Origin of the sequence: Roseibium litorale (assembly GCF_014842915.1) — a bacterium.
GTDB classification, from domain to species: Bacteria; Pseudomonadota; Alphaproteobacteria; order Rhizobiales; family Stappiaceae; genus Roseibium; species Roseibium litorale.
In genome coordinates, this window is the sequence record NZ_JACYXI010000012.1 from 1 (window position 1) to 19,116 (window position 19,116).

Annotated in this window: 15 protein-coding genes; 7 read left to right on the top strand and 8 right to left on the bottom strand. The window is 60.1% G+C overall.

The window, feature by feature from the left end; genetic code table 11:
- Positions 1–172: 172 nt before the first annotated feature.
- Positions 173–1,183: an LLM class flavin-dependent oxidoreductase gene (locus IG616_RS16995; protein WP_192149372.1), complete on the bottom strand. Its 1,011-nt coding sequence runs from the start codon at positions 1,181–1,183 to the stop codon at positions 173–175.
- 133 nt (positions 1,184–1,316) lie between these two features.
- Here IG616_RS16995 and IG616_RS17000 point away from each other — a divergent pair, with 133 nt between their 5' ends.
- Together IG616_RS17000 and IG616_RS17005 are read left to right on the top strand one after the other, a co-directional pair.
- Positions 1,317–1,940, top strand: a complete 624-nt coding sequence (locus tag IG616_RS17000; protein ID WP_192149373.1) for a TetR/AcrR family transcriptional regulator — start codon at positions 1,317–1,319, stop codon at positions 1,938–1,940.
- 102 nt (positions 1,941–2,042) lie between these two features.
- Entirely contained in the window at positions 2,043–3,143 is a 1,101-nt protein-coding gene (locus IG616_RS17005) for an alkene reductase (RefSeq protein WP_192149374.1), read from the top strand.
- A gap of 117 nt (positions 3,144–3,260) precedes the next feature.
- On the opposite strand, the gene IG616_RS17010 is transcribed toward IG616_RS17005, so the two are convergent.
- Positions 3,261–4,502 (bottom strand): GGDEF domain-containing protein, encoded by a 1,242-nt coding sequence (locus tag IG616_RS17010; RefSeq protein WP_192149375.1) that lies wholly within the window; start codon positions 4,500–4,502, stop codon positions 3,261–3,263.
- Between the two features lie 346 nt (positions 4,503–4,848).
- Here IG616_RS17010 and ilvD point away from each other — a divergent pair, with 346 nt between their 5' ends.
- Positions 4,849–6,693 carry a dihydroxy-acid dehydratase gene (gene ilvD, locus IG616_RS17015; RefSeq protein WP_192149376.1) on the top strand — a complete coding sequence of 615 codons (1,845 nt, stop codon included), beginning with the start codon at positions 4,849–4,851 and terminating at the stop codon, positions 6,691–6,693.
- A gap of 103 nt (positions 6,694–6,796) precedes the next feature.
- On the opposite strand, the gene IG616_RS17020 is transcribed toward ilvD, so the two are convergent.
- Complete coding sequence (locus IG616_RS17020) at positions 6,797–7,423, bottom strand: PRC-barrel domain-containing protein (RefSeq protein ID WP_192149377.1); 627 nt, start codon at positions 7,421–7,423, stop codon at positions 6,797–6,799.
- Between the two features lie 540 nt (positions 7,424–7,963).
- Between IG616_RS17020 and IG616_RS17025 the strand changes: the two genes are divergently transcribed.
- Entirely contained in the window at positions 7,964–8,497 is a 534-nt protein-coding gene (locus IG616_RS17025) for a PAS domain-containing protein (protein WP_192149378.1), read from the top strand.
- 74 nt (positions 8,498–8,571) lie between these two features.
- A complete protein-coding gene (locus IG616_RS17030; protein WP_192149379.1) occupies positions 8,572–9,732 on the top strand; it encodes a methyl-accepting chemotaxis protein in 1,161 nt (386 codons plus the stop codon).
- Between the two features lie 81 nt (positions 9,733–9,813).
- Here the strand turns inward: IG616_RS17030 and IG616_RS17035 are convergent, their stop codons facing one another.
- Positions 9,814–10,416, bottom strand: a complete 603-nt coding sequence (locus tag IG616_RS17035) for a hypothetical protein (RefSeq protein ID WP_192149380.1) — start codon at positions 10,414–10,416, stop codon at positions 9,814–9,816.
- A gap of 220 nt (positions 10,417–10,636) precedes the next feature.
- Positions 10,637–11,707 (bottom strand): helix-turn-helix domain-containing protein, encoded by a 1,071-nt coding sequence (locus IG616_RS17040; protein ID WP_192149381.1) that lies wholly within the window; start codon positions 11,705–11,707, stop codon positions 10,637–10,639.
- Positions 11,708–11,844: 137 nt separating this feature from the next.
- On the opposite strand from IG616_RS17040, the gene IG616_RS17045 reads away from it, so the two are divergent.
- Entirely contained in the window at positions 11,845–12,939 is a 1,095-nt protein-coding gene (locus tag IG616_RS17045; RefSeq protein ID WP_192149382.1) for an alpha/beta hydrolase family protein, read from the top strand.
- Between the two features lie 66 nt (positions 12,940–13,005).
- Here IG616_RS17045 and IG616_RS17050 read toward each other — a convergent pair whose 3' ends face one another.
- Positions 13,006–14,433 carry an MDR family MFS transporter gene (locus IG616_RS17050; RefSeq protein WP_484593345.1) on the bottom strand — a complete coding sequence of 476 codons (1,428 nt, stop codon included), beginning with the start codon at positions 14,431–14,433 and terminating at the stop codon, positions 13,006–13,008.
- Positions 14,434–14,702: 269 nt separating this feature from the next.
- Here IG616_RS17050 and IG616_RS17055 point away from each other — a divergent pair, with 269 nt between their 5' ends.
- Positions 14,703–15,206, top strand: a complete 504-nt coding sequence (locus IG616_RS17055; RefSeq protein WP_192149384.1) for a MarR family winged helix-turn-helix transcriptional regulator — start codon at positions 14,703–14,705, stop codon at positions 15,204–15,206.
- 43 nt (positions 15,207–15,249) lie between these two features.
- Here the strand turns inward: IG616_RS17055 and IG616_RS17060 are convergent, their stop codons facing one another.
- Positions 15,250–16,479, bottom strand: coding sequence for an MFS transporter (locus IG616_RS17060; RefSeq protein ID WP_192149385.1), 1,230 nt, complete (start codon positions 16,477–16,479; stop codon positions 15,250–15,252).
- A 304-nt stretch (positions 16,480–16,783) separates the two neighbouring features.
- Positions 16,784–18,961 carry an anthranilate synthase gene (locus IG616_RS17065; RefSeq protein ID WP_192149386.1) on the bottom strand — a complete coding sequence of 726 codons (2,178 nt, stop codon included), beginning with the start codon at positions 18,959–18,961 and terminating at the stop codon, positions 16,784–16,786.
- Positions 18,962–19,116 lie beyond the last annotated feature (155 nt).

A 19,116-nucleotide genomic window follows, 5' to 3' on the forward strand; every position in this document is an offset into this window, starting at 1 on the left:
CTTTTTCCAGGCGGCGGTCGCCAAACCGTCCCAGCACCAACTCCATGCAAACGCCTCCATCTAATCTCCCCACAAGGAATCAGACGGCAAAAGCCTATGCAACTACGATGTGTGAATGTCGTAGCCCAGAAGGGAGAGGGAGCAAGCTCTGCCCCAAGGCTGCACTGTTCACCTACTCCGCAGCCAGTCTGCCGCCGTTCAGTTCGGTCATGATGTCGGCTGCGATCTGGAAGGAGCGGATGCGGGCGGCGGGGTCGTGGATGTGTCCGGTGAGGATCACCTCGTCTGGCTGATACTTCGCAACGAAACCGGCCAGTTTCCGCATCACGCTGTCGCGGGAGCCATAGGCGGAGATGCTCAGGGCTTCGTTGACGGCATGCAGCATTGCCGGCCCGACAAGTGCTTCTAGGTCTTCGACCGGGCGGGGCAGGGGGCCGGGGCGGCCCGTGCGCAGGTTGATGAAGGCCTGTTGCATGGAGGAGCGCAGATAAGCGCCTTCCTCGTCAGTGTCCGCGGCGAAAGTGTTGACCGCCATCATGAAATGCGGCTTCTCCAGATATTTCGACGGGCGGAAGCTGTGCCGGTAGATCCGGATCGCGTTGCCCAGTTCCGCGGGCGCGAAATGGGACGCAAAGGCGTAGGGAAGCCCGTAATAGGCAGCCATCTGCGCGCCATAGGTGCTGGAGCCCAGGATCCAGACGGGAACCTTCGTGCCGGTGCCCGGAACCGCCCGGATTTTTACATCTTCCTGCAGATCATCCAGATAGCCCATCAGTTCCACAACGTCTTCTGGGAAACTGTCGGAAGCGTCGGCTTTGCGGCGCAGGGCGCGCATGGTCATCATGTCGGTGCCCGGCGCACGGCCAAGACCGAGATCGATCCGGCCCGGATAGAGTTCCGCGAGCGTCCCGAACTGTTCTGCAATGACCAGAGGCGAATGGTTCGGCAGCATGATGCCGCCGGAGCCAATGCGCATCCTGCTTGTGAGGCCGGCCACATGGCCGATCAGCACAGAGGTCGCCGCCGAAGCAATGCCCGTCATGTTGTGGTGTTCGGCGAGCCAGTAGCGCTTGTAGCCTGCCGCCTCGGCGGCTTTGGCCAGCGCGCCGGTGTTGGCAAGGGCCTGGCGCACGGTGGACCCTTCCGGAACCGGTGCGAGGTCGAGAAGCGAATAAGGAATCATGGTCGATCAGGTCCGTCTGCTCTGCTGCTCAAGTCTGTGTGATATGCCAAATAGGAACGCTCAGTCCAAAATAAAACCCCTTCGAGGCATGCGGCCTCTTGAAATCTGGTCTGGCCGGTCCAATATCCGCTTCATGACAACGAGACCCGCCCAGAAACATGCCGCCGGGAGCGGTGACAGCAAGGCCCACGCCAAGGGGCAGTGCGGTCCTGGCCGTCCACGTGGATATGATGAGCAGGAAGTGCTCTCGGCCGCGCTGCAGGTCTTCTGGCGCCAGGGTTACGAGGCGACGTCGCTGGATGACCTGACCGGAGCCATGGGGCTTTCCAGGTCCAGCTTCTATGCGGCCTTCGGCTCTAAGCAGGGCGTTCTGATCGCGGCGCTGAAGAGCTATTCCGCGACGGCTCTGTCGGCCTTGCGGGAGCTGGCGGATGGTCCCCGCGAAGGGGCGGTGCGCGCCATGCTGCAGGCTCTCTCCAATCCGCAGGGCGGGCCGAAAGGCTGCCTGCTGGTCAATTGCATCACCGAACTTGCGCCTCACGAGCAGGAGGTCGCGGAGATCGGCCGCAGGCACCTGCAAGGGGTGGAAGATCTTTTTGCCTCCGCATTAAACCCGGAGGCCCCTGAAAGCGTTCAGGACAAGGCGAGGGCACTGTCGGCGCTCGCAATTGGAACGTTGACGCTGCGCAAGTCCGGCCTTCCGCCGGATCAAATCTCAAAGGCTCTCGAAGCCGCTGAAGGCATATTGACGTCTTAGGCGGTCTCATGCGTTCCAGACTTCAAGGCACCTGCAGGATCCCATGGTGTGTCGAATTCTGGAACGCTCAATCCAAAAATAGTGAACTCAAGGACACGCAATATGACTGATGCCAAGCTGTTCTCTCCTCTCAAGGCCGGGGCCATCGAGGTCAAGAACCGGATCGCAATGGCGCCGCTGACGCGGAACCGCGCCCGCCCGGAAGACGATGCGCCCTATGATATCCATGTGACTTACTATGAGCAGCGTGCCGGAGCGGGGCTGATCATCACCGAAGCGTCGCAGATCTCGCCCCAGGGCAAGGGCTATGCCTGGACGCCGGGCATCTATTCCGACGCCCAGGTTGAGGGCTGGAAGAAGGTCACCGATGCTGTCCATGCCAAGGGCGGCAAGATCGTCATCCAGCTCTGGCATGTGGGCCGCATTTCGCATCAAGTGCTGCAGCCAGGTGGTGCCGACCCTGTCGCGCCCTCAGCCATTGCGGCCAACTCCAAGACCTTCGACGGCGAGAAGTTCGTTCCCACGCCGACGCCCCGGGCGCTTGAGCTTGCCGAACTGCCGGGCATTGTCGAAGACTACCGCAAGGCAGCGGCCAATGCGATCAAGGCCGGGTTTGATGGCATCGAGATTCATGCGGCCAACGGCTATCTGCTGGATCAGTTCCTGCGCGACAGCTCCAACAAGCGCACGGACGCTTACGGTGGCTCCGTTGAGAACCGCAGCCGGCTGCTGAAGGAAGTGATGGATGCGGTCACCGCTGAAATCGGTGCGGACCGTGTTGGTATCCGTCTCAGCCCATTCTCTGCGGCCAATGATATTTCGGACAGTGACCCGATGGGGCTGTTCAGCCACGTGGTTGATCTCTTGAACGGCTATGGCCTTGCCTATCTGCATCTGGTCGAAGGTCAGACCGGCGGCCCGCGCGAGCTTGCCGAAGGTCTGAGCCTCAAGGCGCTCTACGACCGGTTCGGCGGTGTGAAGATCGGCAACAACGGTTACGACCGGGACCTTGCGATCGAGGCGGTCGAGAGCGGTTTGGTGGATATGGTCGCCTTTGGCCGTCCATTCATCTCCAACCCGGATCTGGTGGAGCGCCTGCGCCGGAACGCGCCGCTGAACAAGCTGGATCCGGACACACTCTATGGCGGCGGGGAGAAGGGCTACACCGACTATCCGGTTCTCGATGAAGAGGCAGCCGCCTGATCCAAGCCAAGAGACAAGATCCCGTGCCGGTCAGTTCAGACCGGCACGTAAGACAGCCGGTGCGGCCCTCTCTGCGCACCGGCTGTTTTCGTTTGCAGCTGGCAGTTCACGGCGTGATCAGGCGATAGAGCGCTGGGTCAGGGAAAAGGGCGAGAGAATGGGAGTTGTTTGAAGCCCGCTTTTGGTCGTTTCTCCTGAACTGGCAACGGTTCGGCTCCTGCTCGTTGTCTTGGCATGGGCTATGCAGCGGGTTGAGATCTCAAAGGCCCGTTCAAGTGAGGTTGCCGGGGTGCCATAGAAGATGCCTGTGCTGACGGTGATCTTGAGCCGCCCGCCCGAAGCCTTCGCAGCCTGAGTGGTCATCAGCCGGGAGATGCGCGTGGCAATCGCGCTCGCCGCCTCATTGTCCTGCCCCGGCAGGAACAGGGCGAACTCCTCGCTGTCGATCCGGCCGGCAAAGCAGGGTTTTTCCACCGTGTCCTGGCATATCCTGCTCAAAAGCTTCAGCATGGCATCACCAAGGGCTAGGCCAAATTGCTCGTTCACATCGGACAGCCTGTCGATGTCGATGACAAGCAGCGCATAGGCCGCATCTTTGTTCTGGCGGGCCTGTCGCCACTTTTCCGCATCGTCAAAGAAGGCGCGGCGGTTGCGCAGGCCCGTCAGCTGATCGCGGGTGGCCTGCTCCTGGAAGATAAGCTGTGCCCGTTCGAGCGAGATTGCCACGATCAGAACACTGGATAGAACCGTGCAGGTGATCAAAAGGATCAGGTACACAGAGGTCACCGGCAGGGAGAATATGTCCACCAGGGCCGCCGACGGATGGAGAAGCTGGTTGGTCAAGTGCAGCACATAGGCGCTGATTTCCAGCAGCGTAATACCCGCCAGCAGCTTAGGCGTGGTCATGCCGGAGGGCGCTTTCCTCAGGCAAAGCCAGATGATGTGCAGGGAGTTGGCGATGAGCAGAACCTGGGAGTACAGGGTTCGGGCGGCAAAGGAGTCCCGGAAGGCCGGAACCTGACACAGCACGATCCAGCCAAGCGATGCCGCGAATCCGAGCCAAAGGAGTTTGTGCTTTTGCTCAAAGAAGATCCGCAGCGCGGCAGGACGCAGGTTGTGGCCGATGAGCAAGATGGCGTTGGCGGCAACAATGCTGATGCTGTCCGGTATATGGCCGCGAAGGCCGATCAGCGTGCAGCCAAGACCAAGCATCAGCAGGGCTGCGGACCAGCACAGGCTGCTGAGCCGCATGGCACGTGTCTGGCCCGATACGGAAACTGTGAAAAGACCGAGCACGCAAGCGCCGCTGAAGCAGGCGATTGTTACGCTCGTGAAAAGGGTCGGTGTGTCTAACATCATCTGAAAAGCATCCTGCAAGTAAAATACTCATCTTGCCTGATCGGAAGCGTAAGGCACTTTCGTAAACGCTCTCTTGATATTGTATAATTTTACGAGTGCGCTAATGCCTAAATTCTTGCTTTGGTTGCTTTAAGGTTGTGCAGTGCGGGGCGGAATGCCGGTTGGCGGGATGATGATCGTACCGGAGCGTACGGTTTTGGGCTGAAGCGGCCTTTTCACAAGAGCCAAAACCTGACACAACACTGCCATAGAACAGGCCGTAAGGGATGCCCCGAGGGAGTGCGGCCGGAAGAGACAAGCGCATGCGAAGCTGCATGCGTGGACAGACGCCAAGAGGACGTAAGAAATGCCCCCCTATCGTTCACGGACATCCACCCATGGCCGCAACATGGCCGGTGCGCGCGGCCTTTGGCGCGCCACGGGCATGAAGGACGGCGATTTCGGCAAGCCGATCATCGCGATCGCGAACTCCTTCACCCAGTTCGTGCCGGGCCATGTGCACCTCAAGGATCTTGGTCAGCTGGTCGCACGGGAAGTGGAGAAGGCCGGCGGCGTCGCCAAGGAATTCAACACCATCGCAGTCGATGACGGCATCGCCATGGGCCACGACGGGATGCTCTATTCCCTGCCGAGCCGCGAAGTCATCGCCGATGCGGTGGAATACATGGTCAACGGCCATTGCGCCGATGCGCTGGTCTGCATTTCCAACTGCGACAAGATCACCCCGGGCATGCTCAATGCAGCCATGCGTCTGAACATTCCGGTGGTCTTCGTGTCCGGCGGCCCGATGGAAGCAGGCAAGGTCGTTCTGGAAAACGGCGAAGCCAAGTCCATCGACCTGATCGACGCCATGATCGCAGCTGCCAACGACAAGGTGTCGGATGCGGATGTTCTGACCATGGAACAGAATGCCTGCCCGACCTGCGGCTCGTGCTCGGGCATGTTCACCGCCAACTCCATGAACTGCCTGACCGAGGCGCTGGGCCTCGCGCTGCCGGGCAACGGCTCCACTCTTGCCACCCATGCCGACCGTGAGCGCCTGTTCGTGGAAGCCGGTCACCTGATCGTCGATCTGGCCAAGCGGTATTATGAGCAGGATGACGAGAGCGTTCTGCCGCGCAACATCGCGACCTTCCAGGCGTTCGAGAACGCCATGACGCTGGACATTTCCATGGGTGGCTCCACCAACACGGTTCTGCACCTGCTGGCAGCTTCCTATGAAGGGGAGGTCGGCTTCACCATGGATGATATTGACCGTCTGTCCCGCAAGGTTCCGGTTCTCTGCAAGGTCGCTCCGGCGGTTGAGAACATCCACATGGAAGACGTTCACCGCGCCGGTGGCATCTTCGGCATTCTGGGCGAACTCGACCGGGCAGGCCTGCTGCACACCGACGGCCCGACCGTTCACTCGTCTTCGCTGAAGGAAGCGCTGTCCCGCTGGGACATCACCCAGACCAATTCGGAAAGCGTGCATAATTTCTTCAAGGCAGCACCGGGCGGCGTGCCGACGCAGGTAGCCTTCTCCCAGTCCCGCCGCTGGGATGATCTGGACCTCGACCGCACCAGGGGCGTCATCCGCTCCAAGGACAATGCCTATTCCAAGGACGGCGGTCTGGCCGTTCTGTTCGGCAACATCGCGCTCGACGGCTGCATCGTGAAGACCGCAGGCGTGGACGAGTCTATCCTGACCTTCTCCGGTCCGGCCCGGATCTTTGAAAGCCAGGACAGCGCGGTTTCCGCGATCCTGACCGGCAAGATCACCGAAGGCGACGTGGTGCTGATCCGCTACGAAGGCCCGCGCGGCGGCCCAGGCATGCAGGAAATGCTCTATCCGACGAGCTATCTGAAGTCCAAGGGCCTGGGTAAGGCCTGCGCGCTGATCACCGACGGCCGCTTCTCGGGAGGCTCCTCGGGGCTTTCCATTGGTCACATATCGCCGGAAGCGGCAGAAGGCGGCGCGATCGGTCTGGTCGAGGAAGGCGACATGATCGTCATCGACATCCCGAACCGGGTGATGAAGGTGGATCTGTCCGACGAGGTTCTGGCTGAACGCCGCAAGGCCATGGAAGCCAAGGGCGCGGATGCCTGGAAGCCGGTCGAAAAGCGCAAGCGCAAGGTCAGCACGGCGCTGCGGGCCTATGCGGCTCTGACGAGTTCTGCTGCCAAGGGCGCGGTCCGTATCGTCGACTGATCCGGTTCTTGTCACGTTCGCGTGACGGCTGAACAAGAGAAAGGCCGCCTCCACATCACGCGGGGGCGGCCTTTTCTTTTAATTCCAGACGAAAGGGCTGGCCCTACTCGGTCATGGTCTTGAGCTGGGTATCCGTCATGGCAACGATCACGGCATCCGCGTCGATGTTGATCTCGCTGGCGGGCAGGACAACCTTCTTGGCGCCAAAGCCCAGAATGCCGCCGATCTTGGTTTCAACGGCGGAGAGCTGGCCATTGGACTGGGTCTGAACGGCTGTCACCTCACCGACGCTGGTGCCGTCGAGGGTCAGGACTGGAAGGCCGACAAGCTCTTCAGGGTTTGCGGTGACAGCAGAAGTCTGTCCGCTTGTCTTGGTACTGGTCTGAGCACTTGTCTGGCCATCAGTCTGGATCTGGCCGGTTGCCTGAGCGCCGCTTGATGGAGCCTGTGTCAGCGCATTTCCCGAGACCGCCGGAGCCTTGGGGGGAGCGGACGGCGTGGCTGCATCCATCCGGGTTTGCACCTGAGTGCCGGTTTGGGCTTCGATTGCCGCGCCGGCTGCAGGTGCTGCGCCCGCGGCGATACCGGTTTCGTTGGAAGAGCCTGCATTGAGGCTCAGGCTGTCTGCCAGAACAGGCGTGGCGGCGAACATGGTTGCGCACACAAGGCCCGCGGCGGCTTTGGCAAACAGGCCGGTACGCACTACGGTGGTTTTTCCCAGAGCGTTCATATCGGAACTCCTTCCATCAACTCAAGGCAATCAAGCCTTCGTCTGCCGGTAACACCACGCCTGATAGGCTATGGGCTTCCGGTGAGGTGGAGTTGGGGCTGACGCCGTGGCCAGACCATGAATATTTCAAAATGTTACAAGGCTTGTGATCGAAATCTTGAAATGGTTCGCAGCTGTCCGCAGTTCGGCCTGAACACTTGCAGATTGTGGACTCATTTCTCCACTCTTGCCCTAATTGAAAGCACGCGTTCAATCTCCGCTTCAACCCGCTGGTCTGCAGGCCCTGGTTTGAACCTAAATTAAGTTGTTCAAATTTATTTATTATTTCCCCATTGATGTGACTGTCGGCCTGGAGGCTGAGTTTTTGCGGATAGCTTTGCATCTCCTAGAGAGAATGCCTGTTGGACAAATAGGCCGGGCGATATTCTTAAGGGTTGAATTAAGTAGGACTTAACTCCGGTTATGGTTCCTCTGAGACAATTAGAGCCTTCAAGAGACCGGCAGCAAATAGCTGCCATTCTGTGTTCCGGAGAATTGACCATGGCAAAACCGGTACATCTGACCGGACGTGAGCGAACCTTTCCAGAAAACGAGATCATCGTCAGCAAGACAGATCTGAAGGGGCGCATCACTTACGCAAACCGCACGTTTCTCGAAGTGGCGGGCTACACGGAAAAGGAAGTCATGGGCGAGCCCCATAGCATCCTCAGGCACCCCGCGATGCCCCGGGCCGTCTTCAAGCTGATGTGGGATACGCTGGAAGCAGGCGAGGAAATCTTCGCCTATGTGATCAACCGCTGCAAGAATGGCGATCACTATTGGGTGAACGCCCATATTACGCCGAGCCGGAACGTCAAGGGTGATCTTGTCGGCTATCACTCGAACCGGCGGGTGCCGGACCGGCGGGTGGTCGAAGAGAAGATCATTCCGCTCTACAAGTCTCTGAAGGCACTTGAGGACGGGGCTGACAACCGGAAAGACGGTCTGGTGGTCTCGAGCAAGGCGGTGTCGGATCTTCTAGCCAGTAAGGGCTGCCGTTACGACGAGTTTATTGCGACGCTGAAATATGCCTGACAACAGCCTGACACCGGCGCGGCTTTGCTGCGGCAAGGATGCCTGGCGCTATAACGATCTGGATGAATAAAGACATGTTTTCTCGACTAAGCAAAGCTTCGCTGCGCAAGGCAGCTGCGGTTTGCAAGGCCGTCGCAAACGGTGACTTCGAGGCCCGCATTCTCAACATCACCGAGACGGGCGAAGCCGGGGAGTTGATGCATTCCATCAATCTGCTCATCGACCGGGCCGACGCCTACCTGCGGGAATCCAAGGCCTGCATGGAATATGTCAGCCGCAACCAGCATTTCCGGCTGATCGAAGAGACCGGCATGTCCGGCAGCTTCAAGGATGCCTCGCGCACGATCAATAACGCGGTCCAGGTGATCAAGGAGCGTCACGAAGGTCTCTGCAGGCTCGGCAATGATTTTGAGGGCCGGATGCTGACGGTGGTCAATTCGGTCACCGAGTCTGTCGACACCCTGAACTCCGTCTCGAGCGATGTCGCTGCCGCTTGTGCCGAGGCCAGCGAGCAGTCTGGTGTGGTCGCCAGCGGCGCGGAGGAAGCGTCTTCCAACATGCAGCGGGTGGCCGCCTCCACAGATGAGCTGACCAGCTCGATCGGGGAAATCAACCGCCAGGTCAGTTCCGCGGCAGAAGTCGCCGCAGCCGCTGTGCGCAAGGCCCAGGCGATGGACCAGGAAATCGAAAGCCTGTCCGAAATGTCTGCCAGAATAGGTCAGGTGGTGAAGCTCATTAATGACATTGCTTCCCAGACCAATCTTCTGGCCCTGAACGCCACCATTGAAGCGGCGCGAGCCGGAGAGCAGGGGCGGGGCTTTGCCATCGTCGCGCAGGAGGTCAAGGAACTCGCCGGGGAAACTGCACGGGCAACCGAAGAGATCAATTCCCAGATCACCGAGCTGCAGGACATTACGTCTAACGCGGTGAGCGCCAACAAGGAAATCAGCGAAGCGATCCTTCAGGTCAATCAGATCTCTGCCTCGATTGCAGCCTCTGTCGAGGAGCAGACGGCTGCGACCAGCGAGATCGCCCGCAGCATTGATATTGCTGCGTCCGGAGCTTCGGAAGTCACCAACTCGATCGCGGATGTCCGCCGGGCCACAGCCGAAACGGAAGAAGCGAGCAGCCGCGTCATCGTGGCATCCAAGGAACTCAGCCGGCAGGAAGAAAACCTGAAAGCCCTGCGCGGCGAAATGCGCGACTTCCTTATGGTCGCCACCAAGGTCGGCTGACTAAAACGGAAATGCTTATGACGGCAAAAGGGCCGCGCAAGTTTTGCGCGGCCCTTTTGTATAAGGTAGCTGTCAAATGGATCAGGAACCGGAGTTGACGGCGCCATTGCCATACGGACGGATGACCTTGTCGTCACTGCCCGCGCCACTATCAGCAGCCTTGACGTTCATATCAGCCTGCGCATTGGCGGTACCCGGAAGGACAACCTTGTCATCGTTACCAGCGGCAGTTGCCGGGGCTGCGACCGGAGCGTCCATATCCACTTCAGCCTGAGTGGCGCTAGACGGCATGATCACTTCGTCGTCGTTGCCAACGGTGTCCGGTGCCTTGGCCGCAGGTGAATTGACCTTGATCAGGGCAGCCGAGCCCAATTCAGCGGAAGCCTGAGGACGGATCACCTGGTCGTCATTGCCAGCGGCAGTTGCCGGGGCCGTGACCGGGGCATCCATGTCAACTTCAGCCTGCGCTGCGCCGGAAGGCATGATGACCTTGTCGTCGTTACCGGCGGCGGCCGCAGCTGCGGAAACGGGCGCATCCATGCCCACTTCAGCCTGGGTCGCCGCGTTCGGGCGGATCACCTTATCATCGTTGCCAACGCCCGTTGCCTGGGCTGCACTCACAAGTGCAGTCGAAGCGATCAGGCCGGCAAAAAGAGTAGCAGCAGATTTCTTAGTAAAACGCATGGTCTAATCTCCATTCCATATATTGAGCGCCGGAGTTTTGAGATCAAAGGCTATGATCCAACCTCATCGTTGACGCTTGCAAGGAAAACAGATTGGAGTTGGATTTTGTTCCGGAAAAAATATAGAAAAAACCATCAAAAATTTTGAAACAAATCATGGAGTTTCGCGTTGATTACGCTTCTATCCCGATATGGATCACGCTCTCATGCTGAGTTTATTATTATTTAGCTTCAGATGATGCCCGGGAGTACGTCTCCACCCACAGGCTCGGCGGACAGCCTTTCACCCGCAGGAATTCCCGGTTGAAGTTTGACTTGGTGTTGAAGCCGCTGGAATACATCGCGGAGGTCACACTGGCTCCATCACTCAGCAGATCGCAAGCATGAGCGATGCGGTAGCCATTTATGTAACGGGAAACATTGGCACCGGTTACCCGGTTGATTGTCGTCGAGAGCTGCTTCTCCGGGACATGGAGCTTGCGTGCGATCCGCCCCAGCGTCAGATCAGGATCCAGATACAGCTGGTTCGTGCGCATGAGCGTTTCGACACTGGCGTAAAGTGCTGTGTCCGTTCCATCTTGATCTGTTTCAGCCACTGAAGTTGAAAGGCCGGCCGCAGGACGCTCTGGAAGGTCCTCAACCTCGCTCCCGTCGGGAGAGGCCGCATCCGCCCTGGGAGATTTCAGTGTGTCCGAAAGGTTGAGGGCGCCGATAACCAGCAGGAACGTGCTGGAAAAGACCGAAATGATCCATGTGCGCAGCCATTCCTGCCCGGAGATGACAGCGAACAGGATTGCCATGTCGCTGATCGCGGAGGCAATCAGGGTAACGGCCACCCAGCGCCACAGCAGAACGGCCCGGTTGCCATGTTCGAGACGGATGAGTGGCAGTTCCTCTGCATTCCGGCCCAGCTGGGTCAGTAGCAGCAGCCCGTAGCCTGCGAAAGACAGGATCAGCACCACGTCTACGCCATCCGGCAAAAACCAGATACAGGCAACAACGAGCAGCGGCGTAATCAGGTGCAGCGCGTCTGGCAGCAACGCCAGGGGCCGTATCGATGTGCTGACGAAGGACAGATAGGCCAGGACCGGGATTGCCATGGCTGTCACTGGCTGGATGGGACCAAGCCAGTGCTGGCCGTAATAGAGGTTAGCGCTGGTGATCAGGGACTGTCCGGCACAGACTGCGATCAGCCCAAGGACCATTTTGGGTGTCTCTCCCTCCAGCGCCGCGCGCAATCCCAGAAAGGCGAGCACTGCGGCGGTGAAGAGGGGAATGGGGATGGCAAACATAGCACCTTCGCTTGCGTGGCTGGATCGCTTCCATGTCCTGAAACCGGTTCCGGGACGACCTGAAACCGGATTTAGGACGCTGCAGACGCTGCAATCAACCAGTGTCCGCCTCGTGATCCACCACATGAGGCACCGACATGACCTTATTCGCTCTTCAAACCGTTCTGAACACCTGGCGCCGCCTGAAACCGGGTATTTTGTGTGCCAGCCTTTCCATAGCAGCGCTTGCACAGTTCTACAGCCACGCCCGTGCCGGCGAGCTGCCAGGCTATGACCGGATCGATATTCATGCCAAGCACCGCAGCACTCTTGTCGCCGGGTCCGTCTGGTATCCAGCAGGATCTCAGACCTACCACAGTCTCGTTGGCGACAATCCGGTGTTTCAGGGGACGCGGGCGATGCTCGGCGCGACCGTCAAGGATGGCAAATATCCGCTTCTGGTGCTGTCGCATGGCTCCGGCGGCAACATGGACGGTCTAAGCTGGCTGTCTTCGGAGCTGGCGAAATCCGGCATCATGGTGCTCGGGATGAACCATCCAGGCAGCACCTCCAACGACAGCTCACCGCGCCGGTCCGCCCAGTTTTGGGACCGGGCGCAGGATACGGGAGCCGCTCTCGACGAGATCCTGGCCGATCCGGTCTATGGGCCGCATATCGACCGGGACCGGATCTACATGCTTGGTTTTTCACTCGGTGGCGTGAACACGCTTCAAAACATTGGAATGCGGGCAGATATCCACCTCTATGAAAAGTTCTGCACGCAACAGCCGCAGTCTCCCGGATGTGTCTTCTTCGCCAAAGGGGGCGTGGACTGGAAAGCCGTGGATGCGGAGCGGATTGGCGCTTCCTACGAGGAGCCGCGTCTGGCCGGGGCCATCGCAGTGGATCCGGGCATGCATTTCGCGATGACGCCGGAAAGCGTCGCTGCGGTGAAGAAGCCGGTTCTGTTCATCAATCTGGGCTCGGACGACACGCTCTGGGACGAGATCAATGTCGGTCCAACCGGCTCGAACCTGGCAGCCCATCTGGCTGGTGCCGAATATGTCCAGATCGCGCCAGCCGACCATTTCACCTTTCTGGGGCTTTGCAAGGAGAATGCGGCGCAGCTCCTCAAGGAGGAAAATGACGATCCGGTATGCACCGACCCGAAGGGGGCAGACCGCGCTGACATTCACCGCCGGGTGATTGATGCGGTGACGCAGTTTATCAAGAAGGAGGGTGCCCCTACCTGACGGTCAAGTGTCCCTTGCAAGGCCTCTGCGATTGGATCGCAGGGGCCTTGTACCTTTACCGTGGGGTCAATGCGGCGTGTGCTCCAGACGGCGGTTCTTCAGGCAAAGCGCCGCGAGAAGACCGAGGAAGCCGAGGAGCGCGGCAGTAAAAAACACCGGATGCAAGGCCTGAATATAGGCGGCATGCACAGCTGCCTGAGTCTCTGCCGGAAGGCGGGCGATGGCCTCGGGCGTCAGGTTCTCAAGTTTTCCAGCGCCGGGTAGAGTGAGGCTTGAGCTGTTGATCACGTAGGAAACCAGCGTGCCATAGACCGAAATGGCGATGGATGCGCCGCCCATGCGGGACAAGGTGGTCAGGCCTGTTGCCGCTCCGACATCGCGTTTGGGGGCGGCGTTCTGGACACCCAGAAGAGGCACCTGCTGCCCGATGCCGGTTCCCATGCCCTGAAGGAACAGGAGGATGACAAGAAGGACCAGGCTGCTGTCCTTGTCGATAAAGGTCAGCAGCACCAGCAGGCTTGCCGCCGTTGCGGCGCTGGCAATCGCGAAGGGCTTGTAGAGGCCGGTCTTGAAGATCAGCCGTCCCGCGTTGACGGAACCAAAGGCAATGCCGCCTGTCAGGGGAATGAAAAACAGGCCGGCCATAGAGGGCGAGAGGCCCAGTCCGGACTGCAGGAAGAGAGCATAATAGTTGGCCATGCCGATGCCCATGCAGCCGCCGGCAGCTGATATGATCAGCAGAAGGGTTATGGTCTGGTTCTGGAAAAGCTCCAGCGGAATGACCGGCTCCGCAGCGCGCCGTTCCACCAGCACCCATGAAATCGCACAGACGCATCCGGCTGCAACGATGGCAACGCTTTCCGTGGCAATCAGACTGCCGAAGAGGGTTGGGCTGTCAGCCCAGAGCACCAGGCTGGAGATCGCCCCGGCCAGAAGGGCAGCGCCCAGATAATCGATCTTCGGCGCTCTGAGCGGGCGTTTGTAGGGCAGCAGGAGGCTCAGGCTGATCACGACGGCGATTCCGATCGGGACATTGATCAGGAAGATCGAGCGCCAGCCGAAATGGTCTGTCAGGAAACCGCCGAGGGTCGGGCCAATTGCCCCGGCCAGCATGAGCACCAGACTGGTGTAGCTTTGATACTTGGCCCGCTCTCTGGGGGTGAAGATATCGGCATTCACGGAAAACACCGAGACCATGATGCCGCCGCCGCCAAGAGCCTGAAGCACGCGGGCCGCAATCAGCGTTTCCATCGAGACCGCCGCTGCGCAGGCGATGGAGCCCGCGGCAAACAGCACGATGACGGCAATGAGCACATATTTGCGGCCGAACAGATCGCCCAGTTTGCCGTAGAGCGGCATGACGGCGCTTGAGGTGAGAAGATAGGCGGAGGTTACCCAGCTGAAACCTTCGATCGATCCGAACTCTCCGACAATGGTGGGGAGGGCGGTGGAGACGATCTGCACGTCCATCATCGCCATGAACACGGAACACATCAGGACGAGATAGACGAAGAGCCTCAGCCGTTTGTCCGTGATGAGCAGGCTGTCGTCGTCATGGCCGGGCGTGGCAGAAGCCGTAGCTTCGGAAGTCGTTTGGGAGCTCATGGGAAACCTGTAAAGAACTAAGTTTCCCTTATATATGCTTGAGGCACATATTTGTCAAAGTCATAAAGGTGTAATATGCAGGTGCCGCGGCAAGCTTGGGCGAGCCGCAGACATTCATATTTAGGCTGGGAACGCGTGACCGGCACGAAAGCGGCTCAATGACGGATCAAAAAATGAAGTCTCTGATCGAGCGGATCGGCTTGACCATGGCCCGCTACCGGGTTCTGGCCAAGAGCCGTCTGATCACGCGGATGACGCTCGGCAGGATGGGTGCGGATCTCGACATTGCCTATCTGGACATGATGGAACTTGTGGGCCGTTGTGCCCGCAAGGGGCAGGAAGTGACCGTTGGCACCGTTGCTGAATTGATGCGGATCGATCCGTCCCGCGCCAGCCGGGCGGTGGCGCAACTTGTCGATCAGGGATACTTCCACCGTGACGTCTCCCAGGAAGACGCGCGGCGTTCGGTCCTGTTTCTTACGGACAAGGGACAAAAGGTTCTTCACGACAAGGTGGAGGTCAAGCTGGGCCTGATTTCCAGGATTGTCGAGGATTGGCCGGAAGAGGACATTGCCCGCTTCGCTGATCTTTACGGCCGGTTCCTCGACGATTTCGAGCGGGTTGCAGCCGACCAGCTGCGGGAGCAGCAGGACGAGGGGTAGAGGCTCGCTTGACGCGTAACAGCTAGGCGCCCCTTTTACCGTCCTACAGCCTCCGGGCCCTTGGCAGAGCCACGAGGAAGAGCAAGGCGAACCCCGCGCTCATTCCAGCCATGGCATAAAAAAGGGCCGATACACTGGTGCCGGTGTCGAGCAGAACGCCGATGATGCTGGGACCGAGGGCTCCGAGCAGAACGCCGCTGGCTGTGGTGAAAGACCGGATCGAGCCGAAGTGTCCGAGGCCGAAGAGGCGGGACAGAAGCACATCCTTGAGCGGCATCACCATTCCCATCGCCATGCCCGCAAAGCCCAGATAGAGGGCGATGCCGATGGGGTTTTGAAGGCTGCCAAAGGCAAGCAGGGCGGCCATCTGCGGCAAAAGCACGACAGGCAGCAGGCGTAAGGGGCCGATCCTGTCAGCGAGTGTGCCGGTCAGAAGCGATCCGCCGATGTTGGCAGCAGCGGCCAGCGGATAGCCCGCCACAAACCAGGCCGGATCCCAGCCCTTCGCCTGTGTCAGCGCAACCTGGTGGAAGAAGATCGCGATGTTCATGATGACCGGCGAAAGCAGACCTGGCACCAGCAGATAGAGCAGGGGGTTACGCAAAAGCTCGCCCAAGGTCCAGGACCGGGCAGTTTCTTGCGGGCGGAGCGGTTCTTCCGGTGCTGCTTGGATCTTGCCGGCATCTGCCCGAGCAGGCGGAAGATTGCGTGTCAGAGCCAGGAACAAGGGCAGGCACACCGCGATCAGGAGGATCGCCACGGTCAGCCAGGTGTTGCGCCATCCGGCTAGAGCCATAATGGCGACGGCGGCCAGAGGCAGCGTTGCTTCCCCGATCGGATTGCCAAGCGAGGCCATCGACAGGGCCCTGCCGCGCACATTGGCGGGAAACCACTGGGTCATGGAAGAAACGGAGACGTGGGGAGCCATGCCCTGCCCCATCAACCGGACTGCATAGAGTGCAAAGGCCAGAACGACCACGTTCCCGGCCAGTACAACCAGTCCGGAGGCGGCAGCCAGCGCTGAGATCGTCAGGGCGCCGATCAGAACCGTCGAATGCCGGTCCACCAGCCGTCCCAGGACCATGAGGGTCAGTGCGCTGGCGATGGTGATGGTGGTGTAGAGCGCTCCGAAGGCGCCGTTGGAGAGATCGAAGCTGCCGCGGATCTCGCCGCCGAAGACGGCAATGAAGAAATTCTGCCCGAAACTGGAGACAAACGTCAAAAGCACTCCGGCCAGAACATGTCTCGGATTTTGACGCAGGATCGTCAGCATGGCTCTTCGGTTCCCCTTTTGGCGGAAGGTTCCATTTCAGAACTCGAGCGGCAAGGCTGGTTGCGGGAAAAAGCGTTCTGCTGCGGGAGTTGTGTAGTCGGATATTGACGGCCGCCGAGCGTTCAACCCTCACCCGGCGCGTCGCGCCGACCTCTCCCATGCTTGGGAGAGGTGTCTGGAGGAGAGGCTTTTTAAGGTTGAGACGCTGGACCGGAAGAGAGGAATGCTGTCTCTCGACCTGCCGCAGCAGGTTCCCTCTCCCTGGCGGGGAGAGGGCTAGGGTGAGGGGCGGACGCAACGCTGTTTATGCGGGTTCCGCGACCTTGGCTTTGACCAGCCGGGCGACCACGTTTTCGATGATCTTGTGGCCGGCGTCCTGATCGAGAGACATGATCGACTCCGGATGGAACTGAACGGCGGCGATCGGTTCCTCGTCGTGTTCGATGGCCATGACCACCCCGTCCTCAGTCTCCGCCGTGACCCGGAAATGCGGGTCCAGCTTGTCGCGCTTGGCATAAAGCGAGTGATAGCGGCCAACGACGACCGGGGCCTTCAGCCCCTCGAACAGGATTGAGTTGCCGGCGATCGAGATCGGAGACGGCTTGCCATGCATGGGCACGTCGAGCTGGCCGAGTTCCCCGCCGAAGCTTTCCGCCAGAGCCTGAAGGCCAAGGCAGACGCCGAAGACGGGCAGGGCGCGGGCACGGGCCCGGCCGATGGTGGCCGCACAGTCGAAGTCCTTCGGGTTGCCGGGGCCGGGCGAGAGCACAACCAGATCCGGCTTCACATCCTCAAAGACATGATCGGCAACCGGCGTACGGTAGGTGACCACGTGCGCGCCGGTCTGGCGGAAGTAATTCGCCAGCGTGTGGACGAAGCTGTCCTCATGGTCGACAAGCAGGATCTTCAGGCCAGCGCCCAGCTTCGCTTTCGCGGTCTTGTCCTCGGGCTTGGTGGCAAGGCCCGCCTCGCGCACAGCTGCCCTCATGGCTTCCGCCTTGAGCTCGGTCTCGGCTTCCTCGTCTTCGGGAATGCTGTCGTAAAGTAGGGTAGCGCCAGCGCGGATCTGGGCCACACCGTCCTTGATGCGGACGGTGCGGAGCGTCAGGCCGGTGTTCATGTCGCCATTGAAGAGCACGGCGCCAATCGCACCGCCATACCAGGCGCGCGGGGACTTCTCGTGGCTCTCGATGAATTCCATCGCCCACCGCTTCGGCGCACCGGTCACGGTCACGGCCCAGGTGTGGGAGAGGAAGGCGTCGAGCGCATCCATGTCTTCGCGCAGGATGCCTTCGATATGGTCCACCGTGTGGATCAGCCGGGAATACATCTCGATCTGGCGGCGGCCGATCACCTTGACGGAGCCGGGCACACAGACACGGCTCTTGTCGTTCCGGTCCACGTCCGAGCACATGGTCAGCTCGGCTTCGTCCTTGGCAGAGTTCAGAAGCTTGCGGATCTGGGCTTCATCTTCGATGGCGTTCTTGCCGCGCCGGATGGTGCCGGAGATTGGGCAGGTTTCGACCCGCCGGCCGCCGGTAACGCGGACATACATCTCCGGAGAGGCGCCAACGAGATATTCCCGGTTGCCCAGGTTGAAGAAGAAGGAATAGGGCGACGGATTGATCTGCTGCAGGCGGCGGGACACGGCAGACGGCGGATTGGCGCAGGGCTCGTAGAAGGTCTGGCCCGGCACCGTCTCGAACAGGTCGCCCCGGCGGAAATAGTCCTTGGCCTTTTCGACCAGCCTTGCGTATTCGCCTGGCTCATGATCGCCCCGGCCCGGATCTTCATTGGCGGGGGTGTATTGGCTCTTTTCTCCGTCGCGCGGCAGGCCGCGGGTGGAGCGGCCATCGACCTCGAATTCATATTCAAGAACGTAGGCACGCTTGCCATGGTGGTCGACGATCAGAATTTCGTCCGGCAGGAACAGCACGACATCACGCTGGTCATCCGGGCGCTTGAGCTTCAGGTCGATGGGCTCGAACTGGAAGGCAACGTCATAGCCGAAGGCGCCGTAAAGGCCGAGCTGATCATCGCCACAGGCGAAGAGATCCTTGAGGGCGCGCACGATGGAGAAGGTCGAGGGCTGACGGGAGCGCTCTTCTTCCTGGAACACCCGGTCCGGCGCCTTGACGGTCAGGTCGATGCGGCCATCGGTGACAGTGAAAGTGCCCACATCCGGATGGTCCCGCAAAGCGGATACGATCGCGGGAAACAGAACCTGCCCACGCTCGTTCAGGACCCTGATGGACACGTCGCGGCCAGCGGATTCCATCACCAGGGGCGGATTGACCAGCGCCATGTCCCAGCGGGTGTAGCGTCCGGGATATTCATAGGACGAGGACAGGACCGCACCGCGCTCCGCGTCCAGCCGGTCAATCCAGCGGGACGTGCCTTCGTCGTAGTCTGCGGGGCGGGAAGAGCGGTGGATGGCGATGCCACCCTGGGTCACGTAAGTCTGGTCTGCCAGTGCCGGCATCTGTCTAATCCTCCATGGGGCGCTGTTGGAAGGCATCCCCAGATAGACCAAAGGCCGCTGGCGGGGAGCCCCGCGGCGGCCTTTTGGTCAACTTCGAACACGTTAGAACATGGGAAATCGCTGGCCGCCGTCAGACGTCCTGCCACCACCAGATT

Excerpts from the sequence above, each read along its gene's own strand:
- IG616_RS17045 (WP_192149382.1), top strand. The coding sequence starts at position 11,845 with ATGACCTTATTCGCTCTTCAAACCGTTCTGAACACCTGGCGCCGCCTG.
- IG616_RS17040 (WP_192149381.1), bottom strand. The coding sequence starts at position 11,707 with ATGTTTGCCATCCCCATTCCCCTCTTCACCGCCGCAGTGCTCGCCTTT.
- IG616_RS17060 (WP_192149385.1), bottom strand. The coding sequence starts at position 16,479 with ATGCTGACGATCCTGCGTCAAAATCCGAGACATGTTCTGGCCGGAGTG.
- IG616_RS17030 (WP_192149379.1), top strand. The coding sequence starts at position 8,572 with ATGTTTTCTCGACTAAGCAAAGCTTCGCTGCGCAAGGCAGCTGCGGTT.
- IG616_RS16995 (WP_192149372.1), bottom strand. The coding sequence starts at position 1,183 with ATGATTCCTTATTCGCTTCTCGACCTCGCACCGGTTCCGGAAGGGTCC.
- ilvD (WP_192149376.1), top strand. The coding sequence starts at position 4,849 with ATGCCCCCCTATCGTTCACGGACATCCACCCATGGCCGCAACATGGCC.
- IG616_RS17050 (WP_484593345.1), bottom strand. The coding sequence starts at position 14,433 with ATGTGTTCCGTGTTCATGGCGATGATGGACGTGCAGATCGTCTCCACC.
- IG616_RS17025 (WP_192149378.1), top strand. The coding sequence starts at position 7,964 with ATGGCAAAACCGGTACATCTGACCGGACGTGAGCGAACCTTTCCAGAA.
- IG616_RS17020 (WP_192149377.1), bottom strand. The coding sequence starts at position 7,423 with ATGAACGCTCTGGGAAAAACCACCGTAGTGCGTACCGGCCTGTTTGCC.
- IG616_RS17010 (WP_192149375.1), bottom strand. The coding sequence starts at position 4,502 with ATGATGTTAGACACACCGACCCTTTTCACGAGCGTAACAATCGCCTGC.
- IG616_RS17005 (WP_192149374.1), top strand. The coding sequence starts at position 2,043 with ATGACTGATGCCAAGCTGTTCTCTCCTCTCAAGGCCGGGGCCATCGAG.
- IG616_RS17065 (WP_192149386.1), bottom strand. The coding sequence starts at position 18,961 with ATGCCGGCACTGGCAGACCAGACTTACGTGACCCAGGGTGGCATCGCC.
- IG616_RS17035 (WP_192149380.1), bottom strand. The coding sequence starts at position 10,416 with ATGCGTTTTACTAAGAAATCTGCTGCTACTCTTTTTGCCGGCCTGATC.
- IG616_RS17055 (WP_192149384.1), top strand. The coding sequence starts at position 14,703 with ATGACGGATCAAAAAATGAAGTCTCTGATCGAGCGGATCGGCTTGACC.
- IG616_RS17000 (WP_192149373.1), top strand. The coding sequence starts at position 1,317 with ATGACAACGAGACCCGCCCAGAAACATGCCGCCGGGAGCGGTGACAGC.